We start from the raw sequence: 13755 nt of genomic DNA, 5'->3' as shown, positions 1-13755 counted from the left end.
AGCGAAGCCCAGACCCCGCCCTTCGAGATCCGCGACGGCATCAACGTCAACGATGACCTGCGCCTGCGCTACCGCTATCTGGACCTGCGCCGCCCGTCCATGCACGAACCCATCGTCATGCGGTCCAAGATCTGCCAGGTGGTGCGCAGCTACTTCTACGACCAGCATTTCTGCGAGATCGAGACCCCGACCCTGATCAAGTCCACCCCGGAAGGTGCCCGTGACTATCTGGTGCCCAGCCGTGTGCAGCCCGGCCACTTCTACGCCCTGCCCCAGAGCCCCCAGCTGTACAAGCAGATCCTGATGCTGTCCGGGTTCGACCGCTATTTCCAGGTCGCCCGCTGCTACCGGGACGAGGACCTGCGCGCCGACCGTCAGCCGGAGTTCACCCAGATCGATGAGGAAATGTCCTTCGTCACCGAGGACGATGTCATGACCATCAACGAAGGCCTCATCAAGCGTCTGTGGAAAGAGATCCTGAACATCGACGTGCCCACCCCCTTCGTGCGCATGCCCTGGGACGAGGCCATGAGCCGCTTCGGCTCTGATAAGCCGGATACCCGCTTCGGTCTGGAGATCCAGGACGTGAGCAGCGTCTTTGCCGGCACCGAGTTCAAGCCCTTTGCCGATGCCCTGGCCGCCGGCGGCACCATCCGTGCCATCAACGCCAAGGGCATGGCTGACCGCCTGACCCGCAAGAACATCGACAAGCTGGGCGAAGTCGCCAAGACCTACGGCGCCAAGGGTCTGGCCTACAGCCGCCTGACCGCCGAGAGCACCTCCTCCAGCTTTGAAAAGTTCCTCACCGAGGCGGAGAAGACCGCCCTGTACCAGGCTCTGAACGTGGAGACCGGGGACGTGCTGCTGCTGGTCAGCGACACCGACTGGGTCCGCGCCTGCACCGCCCTGGGCCAGGTCCGTCTGGAGATGGGCCGCAAGTACGAGCTCATCGACAAGGACGCCTTCAACTTCCTGTGGGTGGTGGACTTCCCCCTGTTCGAGTACAGCGAGCAGGAAGGCCGCTGGATGGCCATGCACCATCCCTTCACCATGCCCAAGCCGGAAGACCTGGACAAGGTGGAGAGCGACCCCGGTGCCTGCCGCGCCCTGGCTTACGACATCGTGCTCAATGGTGTGGAGCTGGGCGGCGGTTCCATCCGTATCAACGACCCTGCCCTGCAGGACCGCATGTTCCGCGCCCTGGGCTTCACCGAGGAGAAGGCCCGCGCCAGCTTCGGCTTCCTGATGGATGCCTACAAGTACGGTGCGCCCCCGCATGGCGGTATGGCCTACGGCCTGGACCGTCTGGTCATGCTCATGCTGAAGAAGGATTCCATCCGGGATGTCATCGCCTTCCCCAAGGTGCAGAACGCCGGCGAACCCATGTCCGGTGCGCCTGACGTGGTGGACCCCAAGCAGCTGCAGGACCTGTCCATCGCGCTGGTGGACAACCACTGAACACAAACTGAATAAGGACCCGCCGCCGGGTGGGTTATACAAAACGCTGGGCTTTGCGTCGTAGGCCATTGAAGACGCGAAGCACCGGCGTTTTTTGTATGTTTGGCCCGGTGCGGGGACAGACTGACAAACAAAAGGAGGCAAAACCATGAACCATACAAATCCGACCCTGCGGGCCGAATTCGGCCGCTATGCGGTGCTCAGCGTGCTGGGCATGATGGCGATGTCCTGCTACATTCTGGCGGATACCTTCTTTGTGGCCCAGGGCCTGGGCAGTGAGGGACTGGCCGCCCTGAACCTGGCCATTCCCGTCTACAACGTCATCCACGGCATCGGCCTTCTGCTGGGTATGGGCGGGGCCACCCGCTTCTCGGTGCTCAAAAGCCAGAATGCCCGGGAGGAAGCCAATGTGGTCTATACCCACACCCTGGGCATGGCGGCGGCCGCGGCGGCGGTGTTCGTGCTGGTCGGACTCACCGTTCCCGGCCCGCTGGCCGCCCTGCTGGGGGCCACCGGCACCGTCCACACCATGACCACCACCTACCTGCGGGTGCTGCTGCTCTTTGCTCCGGCTTTCCTGCTCAATGACGTGCTGCAATGCTTCATGCGCAACGACGGCGCCCCCCAGCTGTCCATGGCCGCCACCGTTACCGGCAGTCTGGCCAACATCGTCATGGACTACATCTTCATCTTCCCCTTCGGGCTGGGCATCCTGGGCGCGGTGCTGGCCACCGGCGTGTCCCCGGTCATCGGCATCCTCATCCAGGCGCCCCACTGGGCCAACCCCCGGTGCGGTTTCCGCCCGGTGCCCTGCCGCCCCCAGCGCCGCACCGCCGCCCGCATCGCGGCCCTGGGCGTGCCCTCCCTGCTGGAACAGCTCTCCGGGGCGGTGGTCATGGTCACCTTCAACTTCCTGATCCTGCGTCTGGCTGGCAACACCGGCGTGGCGGCCTACGGGGTGGTGGCCAACCTGTCCCTGGTGGTGCTGGCGGTGTATTCCGGTCTGGCCCAGGGTATGCAGCCCCTGGTCAGTCGGGCCTGGGGCCATGGACGGCGGCCCGACCTCTTCCGGCTGCTGCGCTACGCCCTGCTCAGCATGGCCGCGGTGACCGTGGTGGTGTATCTGGGCATCTTTGCGGGGGCCGGGACCATCGCCGGCGTGTTCAACAGCGAGGCCGACCCCACCCTGCAGGCCATCGCGGTACAGGGGCTGAAGCTCTACTTCCTGGGAGCCCTCTTTGCCGGAGCCAACGTGATCCTCTGCATCTGGTTCACCTCGGTGGAGCGTCCGGCGCCTGCCCAGGCCATCTCGCTGCTGCGGGGGCTTTTCGTCATCGTGCCTGCCGCCCTGCTGCTGGCGGCCCTCTTCGGCATGCCGGGGGTCTGGCTGGCCTTCCCGGTGAGCGAGGCCCTGGTCAGCGCCGTGGGCTGCGTCCTCTTTTTCCGCAGCCGGGGCAGCCTGTATCCTCCCTCCCGGGAAACCCCGTGACCCGGAACAAAAACGCCCCCGCGGCCAGATGGCCGCGGGGGCGTTGCCGCTTTGGGGTAGCCTCAGTATTTGGGAGTGCCGTCCTCCTGCGGGGGCGTCTTTTCCTCCCGGGACGGGTCCGGATTGGCAGAGGTCGGGTAGGTGTAGGCGGTGTTGCCCTGGCTGCGGGCGGCCTGTTTTGCGGCGGCTTTGGCCTGCCGGCGGGCGCGGCGGGCGGGCCGGGTGGCCAGCAGCACGGCGATGACCACCGCCGCCAGGATCACCAGCGGCCACATGTACACAACGGCCAGCACAGTGCCCTGGATGAAGTCCACAAAGACCTCCCAGCCATCCCCGAAGGCCCGACCCAGTTTTTCCCCGAAGGTGACGGGGGTCACCGGGGTCAGCACCGCCACCTCGTACAGGCTGATGTTCACGGTGGAGTAGCTGATCTGGTCGTCCATGGCCCGCAGCTGGCGGGTGTAGTTTTCGATCTCATACTGCACGTCCGAAAGCTGGCTCTCGATCTCCAGCAGGTCGGCGGTGGTTTCCGCGGAAGCGGCCAGGGCGTTGAGCCGGTCCCGCTGGTTTTCCAGCGCGGCCAGTCGGGCCTCCACATCCACATATCCGGCGGTGATGTCGTTGGCGTCCTCGCTCAGGTAGCGCTGGCTGCCCACCTGGGCGGCGGATTCCAGAAATGCCCGGTAATGTTCTGCCGGCACCCGCACGGTGCAGGTCAGGCTGCGGCTCTGATACTCGGCGCTGCCATCCTGGCTGCTGTGTTCCAGATACCCGCCCTGGGCTTCCACCGCCTCCATCAGGGCGGTGCGGGCGGCGTCAAAATCGGTGGCTTCCAGTTCCAGATTGGCGGTATAGATGATCTTGCGGGCGCTCTCGCTGGTGGCGCCCGGGTCCAGGGTCACGGTCCCGGCGCCTTCCCCGGCTTCGGCCCCGTCGGCGGTGCTGCCGGAGGTCAGCGTCTCCTCCGGCATGGCGGCGGCCTCGGTGGATTCTGTGGTATCGGCAGCGGCAAACTTGTCCCCGCCGGATGCCCCGCAGCCGCTCAGGGAAACTGCCAGGACCAGGGCCGTCAGGGCCGCTGTCAGGCGGACGGGCCAATGGGTTCGTTTCATGGGATCTCCTCCTTTTCCGGGATGTCTTTCTCTGTCACCAGTATAACACGGAAAAGACCGCAGCACATTACAAATTGATGCCAAAAATAAAGCGGGAACGCCATTTTTCGGCGTTCCCGCTAAAGTTTTGCTGCGTTTTTCAGCCCTTTTGACCAAGGACCTTGATGTCCTCATTGTCCGCAAAGGCCACGGCATTGAACCCGGCAGCTTCCAGGGTGCCGAACTGCTTGCCCAGCTTCTTGGCCTGGGCCAGGACGGTCACGTCGTAGTCGGCCCGCAGCCGCTCGGCCTTGGTGAGCACGTCCGCAAAATCGGCCTCGGGCAGATAGAGCAGGGCCAGCTTGGGCTTGGCGCCGGGGATGGCGTAGCCCTGTTCCAGCAAAATGCCGCAGACCCGCTCAAACCCGATGGAGAAGCCCACAGCGGGCACCGTCTGGCCGATGAACTTGCCCACCATGTTGTCGTACCGGCCGCCGCCGGCCACCGCGCCGGAGAACTGGGGGCAGGTGACCTCGAACACCATGCCGGTGTAATAGCCCTGGCCGCGCACCAGGCTGGGGCAGTAGGCGATGCCGTACCGTCCGGCGGCCAGCTTTTCGGCGGTGGACAGCACATACCGCAGGTCGGCGGTGAGCTCGGGGCCCTTCTCGCCGCAGGCGGCGGTGACGGCCTCCAGGCTGAAGTCGCCCCCGCGCAGGAAGGCGTCCAGGGCGGCGATGGCTTCGGCAGGGAAGCCCTTCTCCTCCAGTTCGCCCCGCACACCGTCGGCGCCGATCTTGTCCAGCTTGTCAAAGCTGATGCAGACCGAATCCAGGGTGTCCTCGGCAAAGCCCATCCCGGCCAGCATGGCCCGCAGGATGCGGCGGTCGTTGATGTTCACGGTGAAGCCGGAGAAGCCGATGCGCAGCAGCGCCCGGGCGGTCACGTCGATGAGTTCCACCTCGGCGTTGGGGCTGGCATCGCCCAGGATGTCGATGTCACACTGGACGAATTCCCGCAGGCGGCCCTTCTGGGGACGCTCGGCCCGGTAGACCCGGTCGGTCTGGATGACCTTGAAGGGGTGGGGCAGGGAATTGCGGTTGGCCGCGTAGTAGCGGGAGAGGGGCAGGGTCAGGTCGTACCGCAGGCCCATGTCCGAAAGCTGGGACTCGTCCCCGCTGCGCAGGGCGGCGGCCAGCTTGTCGCCGCGTTTGAGAACCTTGAAGATCAGGTTCAGGTTGTCGCCGCCGTCGCTCTTGTCCAGATTCTCCATATCCTCCAGGATGGGGGTGGAAATGCGCTGGAACCCGGCAGCACGGTAGGTGGCCAGGATCTCGGCCTGGATGTGGTCGCGCAGGGCCTGCTCGTTGGGCAGCAGATCCCGCATGCCTTTCAAGGGTTGGGTTTTCATAGCTTGGCAGCTCCTTACTGTATTTGAAATGTCCGCGAAGATCGCGGGAAATGGCGGATCCGCGGCGTTTTGCCGCACTGTACTGTATATCATAGCCCCCGGGCGGTGGGTTTGTCAACCGAAAGCAGGCTCTGCTGCCGGGAATTTCCGCCCTTTTGGCGGGGAATACTGAAAGGAGACAAAGGGGGCGGAACTGTGAAGCAGAAGAAAGGCGCGCCGCAGATTCTGGCGGCGGGGGCGGCGGTGCAGCTGCTCACCGGCATCCCGGCGGCGTGGGGGGTGTTCCAGCGCCCGGTCATGGAGGAATACGCCTTTACCCGGGCCCAGGCCAGCATGGTCTTTGCGGTGCTGGTGGCGGGTTACGGGGTGGGGTGTGCCATCGGCGGCCTGCTGCAGGACGCCCGGGGCCCCCGGTTTGCCGCGGGCTGGGGTACCCTGCTCATGGGCGGGGGCTTTTTGCTGGCGGCGGCGGCCCCGGCGGGCAACGCCCCTTTGTTTCTGCTGGCCTACAGCGTGCCGGCGGGGGTGGGCAGCGCCTTTCTGGCCCCGGCGGTGCTGGCCTGTGCCCAGAAATGGTACGCCGACCGCAAAGGTCTGGCCACCGGGGTCACCGGGGCGGCCATGGGACTTTCGGGGGCTTTTCTCACCCTGTTCGTGCGGGGCATCGGGGGAAAATTCGGCATGCGGGTCTGCTTCGGTGCCCTGGGGGCGGTGATCCTCACCGTCTGCGGGGCGGGGGCGGCGGTGCTGAAAAACCCGCCCCCCAAACCCGGCGCCCCGGCGGGCACCGCCGCCGACCTGCCACCCAAAGCCATGGTGCGCACGGCGCAGTACAAGCTCTGCGTGGCGGGGGTGGCGCTGGCGGCGCCGCCGGTGCTGCTCTTCAGCCCGGACCTTTTACAGATCGCCGCCGACCGGGGCATGGCGGAAAACCTGGCCCCGCTGTGTGTGGTCATCGGGGCGGCGGCTTCCGCGGCAGGCCGTCTGGCCTGTCCGGCCCTCAGCGACAAGGCGGGACGCAAGCCGGTGCTGTACGGGGTGTACGCGGGGCTGGGCATCGGTTCGGCCTTCTTCGCCCTGGCGCAGAACTGGTGGGTGGCCGCCGCCTACGCCCTGCTGACCTTCTTCTACTCCGGCGGGGCGGCGGTGCAGCCTTCCCTGAACACCGACCTGTTCGGGCTGCGCCATGCGGGGGTGAATTACGGTTTCCTGGCCCTGGGCATGAGCGCCGGCAGCCTGCTCAGCTACGCGGGCAGCCAGCTGCTGCCCATGGGAGCCCGACATTGGGCGGCGGGGCTCAGCGCCGCCGCGGGGCTGGTCTGCTTCGCACTTGTAAAACCTTTGTGTCAAAATGGTACAACGGTTGCAAAAAAAGGCACAGGAAGGTAAAATAGCTAGGTGACCCCGGACACAGTCCGGCGGCCGCCTTCTTTTTTGTCATTTCACTCTCAGGAGGTCTTTTGTTTTCATGCCCAAGCATACCCAATCTGCCCGACAGCGTCAGCAGCAGGATCTGGCCCGGATGACGGCATCCACCGCCACCGCCCTGCTCACGGCGGTGCTGTGCATCTTTCCCTTGTATATCGACCGGTTCTCCAACCTGGGTCTGACCAAGTTTTCCGGCGGCTTCACCCTGATCCTGCTCTTCGCCGCCGCCCTGGGGGCCTGCCTGCTCATCGGCGGCAAGGTCCCGGCCGGCCGCTTTGCCAGACGGGATACCGGCACTCTCTGGCTGGGCGCCTTCGCCCTCACCGGTCTTTTGTCCACGGTGACCTCCATTGCGCCGGTCTCCTCCCTGTGGGGGCTGGGCGGCTACTACGGCGGCTTCGCCCTGGTGGTCATCACGGCTCTGGCGTATCTCTGCGTCCGGGCTTTTGCCCCGACGGGGGATATGAACTTCCTCTTTTTCGGGGTGGGGGTCACGGCTTCCATCGTCACGGTGCTGTATGTGCTCAACATCTTCAACATCGACCTCATCGGTGCGTACCGGGATACGGCGGTGGTGGAGCGGGCCCAGTTCTTCTCCACCCTGGGGCAGAAGGACTTCAATGCCGGATTCTTTGCCATCGTGCTGCCCATTGTCTTTTACGCATGGCTCACCGCCAAAGGCCGCGCCCAGAATATCGCCTACGGGATTCCCATGGTCTTCGGCGGACTGGCCCTGGCGGTGGTGGACGCCGAAGCCCTGACCCTGGGGGTGGTGGCCGCGGCCATGGTGCTGGTCTGCCACAAAAACTTTGACACCCGCATGGTACGCCGGGGCGCCCTCATCGGTCTGGCTTTCTTCGCCTGGGCGGCCTGGATGCACCATATGCGGGCCACCGTCTACACCCAGGGCGGCCGGTCCCTGCTGTCCCATTTCGGTGACCCGGAACTGGCCATTCCGGGGATCGTGTTCTGCGCCGCCGTGTGGGGGCTGCTCTATTGGCGGGCCCGGCGGGGCAAGGCGGAACGCAGCCTGTGTCTGGTGGGCCGGATCATGACCGCCGTCTGCGTGGCAGCGGTGGCGGTGCTGTTCCTGCTGGCCAATCTGTGGGACGGGTTCCCGGCCCTGGGCAAGCTGGACAACTTCCTGGTCTTCAACGATGACTGGGGCACCTACCGCGGCACCGGCTGGCGGGCTGCCTGGGGCACCTGGAGCAGCGCACCCTGGTGGCGTCTGCTGCTGGGGTACGGCCCCGGCACCATGCACAAGGCCATGGTGGCCTGGGCAGGGGACAGCCTCACCGACCGGATGAATACCTTTTACGCCGCCCACAACGAGTACCTGGAACAGCTGCTCACCACCGGTATCCTGGGTCTGGCGGCCTGGGTGGGCTTTGTGGCGGTGCATCTGCGCCGGGGCTTCCGGGCCTGGAACCGTCCCGGTGCGGCCCCGGTGCTGCTGGCTCTGTGCAGCTACCTGGTGCAGGCGGTGGTGTCCATCCGGGTGTCCATGCTCTTCCCCCTGGTGATGGTCCTCTTCGCCCTGCTGTGGGTGCTGGGCACCCCCCGGCCGGATGAGGAGACCCCGGCCCTGCCGGCGGGCGCAGCCCGACTGCGGTATACCGAGATCACCCTGTTTGCGGTGATCATGATGGCTCTGGCGGCCCCCCTGTCCCATGTGGTGCTCTTCTTCCTGTTCTGAGATCTGTGCAAGATACGGCGGCCCGCCGGGGATTTTCCCGGCGGGCCGCTGTTTTGCCAAAATGGTATAGGCCCTTCCGTATAAACCCACCCTTTCCCGCCCAGAATTTCCGTGCAGGGGTTGCATCCTGCGGAAAGATCGGGTATACTACAGTTAGTTAGAGACAACTAACCAGCACAATACCCGCCCGCCTGCCCAAAGGTCGGGCGTTCAGGAAAGGAAGGTACACCAATGAAACACCTCAGTATAGAAAAGGTCCTGGGCCGCCAGATCATCGACTCCCGGGGCAATCCCACCGTGGAGGCGGAAGTCTGGCTGGCCGACGGCACCGTGGGCCGGGGCGCGGCGCCCAGCGGCGCCTCCACCGGCGAGTTTGAGGCCCTGGAACTGCGGGACGGGGACAAGTCCCGCTACGGCGGCAAGGGGGTGACCAGGGCGGTGGAGAACATCAACACCGTCATCAACGACGCCCTCGCCGGCATGGACGCTTCGGATATCTATGCCATCGACGCGGCCATGATCGCCGCCGACGGCACCAAGGACAAATCCAGCCTGGGGGCCAACGCCATCCTGGCTGTGTCCATCGCCAGCGCCCGGGCCGCCGCCGCGGCGCTGGATATCCCCCTCTACCGCTTCCTGGGCGGTGTCAACGCCAACCGGCTGCCGGTGCCCATGATGAACATCCTCAACGGCGGCGCCCACGCGGCCAACACGGTGGATGTGCAGGAATTCATGATCATGCCCGTCGGGCTGCCCTCTTTTTCGGAGGGGCTGCGCGCCTGCACCGAAGTCTTCCACGCCCTGCAGGCCCTGCTCAAGAGCCGGGGGCTGGCCACCGCCGTGGGGGATGAGGGCGGCTTTGCCCCCGACCTGGCCAGCGATGAGGAAGCCATCCAGGTCATTCTGGAAGCCATCGAACAGGCGGGCTACACCCCCGGCAAGGACTTTGTGCTGGCCATGGATGCCGCCGCCAGTGAGTGGAAGAGCGGCACCAAGGGCGAGTACAAGCTGCCCAAGTGCGGCAAGACCTACACCTCCGCCGAGCTGGTGGCCCACTGGAAGGACCTGACCGAAAAGTATCCCATCTGGTCCCTGGAGGACGGTCTGGACGAGGAAGACTGGGAAGGCTGGCAGCTGTTGACCAAAGAACTGGGCGGCAGGGTCCAGCTGGTGGGGGACGACCTCTTTGTCACCAACACCGAGCGTCTGGCCAAGGGCATTGCGCTGGGATGCGGCAACTCCATCCTCATCAAGCTCAACCAGATCGGCTCGGTGTCCGAGACCCTGGAAGCCATCAAGATGGCCCACAAGGCCGGCTACACCGCCATCTCCTCCCACCGTTCCGGCGAGACCGAGGACACCACCATCGCCGACCTGGCCGTGGCCCTGAACACCTGCCAGATCAAGACCGGCGCCCCCAGCCGCAGCGAGCGGGTGGCCAAGTACAACCGGCTGCTGCGCATCGAGGAACAGCTGGGCGCTTCGGCGGTCTATCCGGGCTTTGGCGCCTTCGGCGTCAGCCGCTGACCGTACAGTGAAAAAGTAACAGCAGGACCTGCTCTTTCCGGAAAGAGCAGGTCCGTTTTTTTGTGTGAAACCGCCTTTTCTCAGCTTGACATCGTCCGGCATATCCACCATAATAAAAAAGAACTATTGATTTTTTGGCAGAGGAGCAACCGCACATGACAGATTTCTGCGGGATGACCCGACAACTGTGGCATATCTATGTGTTCCACCGCACCAAGGAGGACTTCTCCCGCCTGTACCCCATGATCGACCCGGCTTGTGTGGTGATCGGTACGGGCAAACATGAATTCTACACCTCCGGTGAAATGCTGATGCAGGCACTGGACGAGGAATGCGCCCAGACCGAGCAGATCACCTTTGTCTTGCTGGATGAGTGGTACCAGGAGAGTGCGTTGAGCCCGGATACCCACCTGGTCTACGGCGGCTTCCATGTCCGGAACGGCCAGGATGACGCCGGCATGGATATGGACATCCGGTTCAGCGTGGTCTACGCCAGACGGGGCGAGGACTGGAAGATCGTGCATATTCACCAGTCGGTCCCCTACAAGGAACAGGCCTACGGAGAATTTTACCCCAAGACCCTCAGCGAGAAGATCCGGGAGACCCAGCGGCTGGCAGCCCGCATGACCGAGCTGGCCAACACCGATCCGGTGACCGGCCTGTATAACCACCGTGCCTTCTTTGAGCAGTGCGAATCCCGGCTGAAGGAGGGGGCACTCTACCTGATGGTGCTGGATCTGGACGATTTCAAACAGATCAACGATACTTTCGGCCATCTGGCCGGGGATGAAGTCCTCAAAGAGGTGGGGCGGCTCCTTCACGAAGCCACCCGCCGTGTGGACGTGCTGGGCCGCGTGGGCGGTGACGAGTTCGCCGTGCTCTGCCCGGGCGTGACCACCGATGAGATCGCCGAGCGCATTGCCCAGCGTATCATCGGCAAGATCAACGGCGGTGCGGGTGCCACCATCGGCCGGCCGGTGCACATCTCCATCGGGATCGCCTCCAAACAGCCGGACGATACGGTGCGCGGCCTGTTCCAGCGGGCGGACGAGGCCCTGTATGCGGCCAAACACAAGGGCAAGAATGTCAGCTGCGTGTATGCGCCTACCCTCTGACCGCCCGGATATACGGCAAAGAGCCGGTGCTTCTGCACCGGCTCTTTTTTTCGGGCAGGGTGAGACTTTTCGGCTTCGAGGATCGTCATAAAGGGTGCAAGCAAAAAAAGAAGGCAGCATGTGTAACATTTGCCCCCCGAAACCCCACTGAATAAAGGAAAGGGCGCAGAAATTTGTCCGATCCGGAAACAAGTCGGACACAAACCTGCCTTATACTACCAATTACACCGCGGGTCATACCCGCACAAACGGTCCAGGAAGTACAAAAGAGGTGACACACATGTCCCGGCAGGAATCCATGAGTCAGGCGAGCAAGATCCAGTACCGCCGGCCGCAGCCGGCACAGGCCCGCCGCAGCCCCAACATGGCGGGAGCGGTGCGTGCCGGACGGGATACACGGCATTCCCGGGACTGGTATGCCCTGCGCCGTCGCCGCCGTCGGGCCAGACGTCTGGTCCGCCTGGGCATCCTGGCGGCTCTGGCGTGCGTGGTGGCTGCGGTGGTGCTTTTCCTGGTGCCCTGCGTGGAACGGATTTTCGCAGCAGAACCGGAACAGCTGCCTGTGGATGAACCGGCTACCGCCAAGGCGGTGGCCGCCCCGGCGGAACAGCTGCCGGTGGTGGCCATTGATCCGGGACACGGCGGGGTGGACCGTGGGTCGGAAGGCCCCGGATTCGGGGAATATGAGATGACCTGGCGCACCGCCAACGAGCTGGCCGACCTGCTGGAGGCGGACGGCCGGTTCAGCCCCTACCTGACCATCACCGAGGAGGAGAGCCAGAACCCGGACTGTGCCCGCATCAAGCCCAGCGAGCGTGCCCAGCGGGCCGCCGCCCAGGGGGCCCAGCTGCTGCTGTCCATCCATGGCAATTCCGATTCCAGCACAGGCACGTCCGGGTATGAGTGCTATGCCATTCCCCCGGGCGACGCCAACCATGAGGAGAGCCTGCGCTTTGCCCGCTGCCTCACCGAAGGCTTCGGCAATCTGGGCCAGCGGCTCCGGGGACTGGACGGCGTGCGGTACTTATATTACGGTGACGACAACGAAAAGCTGCTCTACGAATCCGACGATACCACCGTCCACGATGACCCCACCTTCGGCGTACTGGAATACGCCCAGTGTCCGGCGGTGCTGTCGGAACAGTGCTTCCTCACCAACAGCGCCGACGTGGACCTGCTGGCGGACGAGGACGGCTGCCAGCGGGCGGCCCGACTCTATTATGAGGCCATCTGCAGCTGGTTCAATCTGGAACCCGACCAATCCTGACATTCCCGCATGACGCGCTTCTTTTTCTGTGTGGCCGGGGAAGTCCCCCAACCATCCCCGGCAAAAACCCTCCGTGACGGACAACACGGAGGGTTTTCTTTTGTCAGCCCGGAAGAGAATGCCGGAAATTGGGGAAACTCTCGACAAGGGACCCTATATATGGTATATTGTGGAAAAGGCCGCCCGGTGCAACGGGCAGCCGGCAAGGAGAACAAAACCATGAGTGAAATGATCTATGATATGGCTGTGGTAGGCGGCGGCCCGGGCGGCTGCACCGCCGCTTTGTACGGGGCCCGGGCGGGCCTCAGGACCATTGTGCTGGAAAAGCTGGCCGCGGGCGGCCAGATGGCCGATTCCCCCCTCATCGAGAACTATCCCGGTTTCCCGGAAGGTCTGGACGGGTATTCCCTGGGGGACCTGATGCGCCAGGGTGCCGAGCGGGCGGGGGCGGAGTTCCGCTATGCCCAGCTGACCGGCGCCGACCTCACCGGTGCGGTCAAGCATCTGCAGACCGACGACGGGGAAGTGCTGGCCCGCACGGTGGTGCTGGCTCCCGGGGCTTCCCCCCGCCCCCTGGGCCTGCCCAACGAAAAGGAACTCATCGGCCGGGGCATGGGCTACTGCGCCGCCTGTGACGGCATGCTCTACCGGGGCAAGACGGTGGTGGTCGTGGGCGGCGGCAACACGGCGGTGGGAGATGCCCTGCATCTGGCCAAGCTGTGCCAGAAGGTATACCTGGTGCATCGCCGGGATACCCTGCGCGCCCCGGCGCCCAACGTCCGCGCCCTGGAAAACAGCGGGGTGGAGATCGTCTGGAACGCCCGTCCGGCAGAACTGGTCCAGGGGGAGGACGGCCGTCTGTGCGCCCTGAAGGTGGAGGATGTGCATACCGGCGCCATCCGGGAGCTGGCCTGTGACGGCGTGTTTGCGGCCATCGGCCGTGTGCCGGACACCCAGCTCTTCCGGGAGCAGGTGACCTGCGACGCTGCCGGGTATTTTGCCGCCGATGAGACCACCCGCACCAACCTGCCCGGTGTCTTTGCGGTGGGCGATGCCCGCGCCAAGGCAGTGCGCCAGGTGGTCACCGCCACCGCCGACGGCGCCGTGGCCGTGCACTTTGCCCAGGAGTATCTGGCAGGGGTGGAGGGGTAAGGTGCCTCCCCGGCTCTCGGCTTGTGCGACATATAGCAAGAATCATAAACTTGTTATTGACATTGTCAGTGATAGGGTTTATGATGATATAAAATTTGATAGAAAGCGAGGTGCTTCA

The 13755-nt window shown here is 64.6% G+C and carries 10 protein-coding genes; 8 read left to right on the top strand and 2 right to left on the bottom strand.

All coding sequences use genetic code 11. The features are described 5' to 3' along the window. Together aspS and Q0K17_RS07745 are read left to right on the top strand one after the other, a co-directional pair. The coding region (gene aspS, locus Q0K17_RS07750; protein WP_294541804.1) for an aspartate--tRNA ligase at positions 1–1458 on the top strand (1458 nt) is incomplete at its 5' end. A gap of 148 nt (positions 1459–1606) precedes the next feature. Beyond that, the gene (locus Q0K17_RS07745) at positions 1607–2947 is read left to right on the top strand and encodes an MATE family efflux transporter (RefSeq protein ID WP_294541801.1); all 1341 of its coding nucleotides are present in this window, start codon (positions 1607–1609) and stop codon (positions 2945–2947) included. A gap of 62 nt (positions 2948–3009) precedes the next feature. On the opposite strand, the gene Q0K17_RS07740 is transcribed toward Q0K17_RS07745, so the two are convergent. Beyond that, positions 3010–4059, bottom strand: coding sequence for a DUF4349 domain-containing protein (locus Q0K17_RS07740; protein ID WP_294541799.1), 1050 nt, complete (start codon positions 4057–4059; stop codon positions 3010–3012). Positions 4060–4198: 139 nt separating this feature from the next. Further along, on the bottom strand, positions 4199–5449 hold the full coding sequence (gene hisS / locus Q0K17_RS07735) for a histidine--tRNA ligase (protein WP_294541797.1): 1251 nt from the start codon (positions 5447–5449) through the stop codon (positions 4199–4201). A 195-nt stretch (positions 5450–5644) separates the two neighbouring features. On the opposite strand from hisS, the gene Q0K17_RS07730 reads away from it, so the two are divergent. From Q0K17_RS07730 to Q0K17_RS07705, 6 genes are all read left to right on the top strand, one after another. Beyond that, a complete protein-coding gene (locus Q0K17_RS07730) occupies positions 5645–6838 on the top strand; it encodes an MFS transporter (RefSeq protein WP_294541795.1) in 1194 nt (397 codons plus the stop codon). Between the two features lie 79 nt (positions 6839–6917). Beyond that, entirely contained in the window at positions 6918–8576 is a 1659-nt protein-coding gene (locus Q0K17_RS07725) for an O-antigen ligase family protein (protein WP_294541792.1), read from the top strand. A 231-nt stretch (positions 8577–8807) separates the two neighbouring features. Further along, a complete protein-coding gene (gene eno, locus Q0K17_RS07720) occupies positions 8808–10103 on the top strand; it encodes a phosphopyruvate hydratase (protein WP_294541788.1) in 1296 nt (431 codons plus the stop codon). Between the two features lie 155 nt (positions 10104–10258). After that, a complete protein-coding gene (locus tag Q0K17_RS07715) occupies positions 10259–11218 on the top strand; it encodes a diguanylate cyclase (RefSeq protein WP_294541785.1) in 960 nt (319 codons plus the stop codon). 280 nt (positions 11219–11498) lie between these two features. Next, positions 11499–12485: an N-acetylmuramoyl-L-alanine amidase gene (locus Q0K17_RS07710; RefSeq protein ID WP_294541783.1), complete on the top strand. Its 987-nt coding sequence runs from the start codon at positions 11499–11501 to the stop codon at positions 12483–12485. A 219-nt stretch (positions 12486–12704) separates the two neighbouring features. After that, positions 12705–13637, top strand: coding sequence for an FAD-dependent oxidoreductase (locus Q0K17_RS07705; protein WP_294541780.1), 933 nt, complete (start codon positions 12705–12707; stop codon positions 13635–13637). Positions 13638–13755: the final 118 nt, after the last annotated feature.

It is taken from the genome of uncultured Gemmiger sp. (assembly GCA_944388105.1).
In the GTDB taxonomy this organism is placed as follows: domain Bacteria; phylum Bacillota; class Clostridia; order Oscillospirales; family Ruminococcaceae; genus Gemmiger.
The sequence above is the reverse complement of the archived record's forward strand: the minus strand, read 5'-3'. Positions and strand labels throughout refer to the sequence as shown.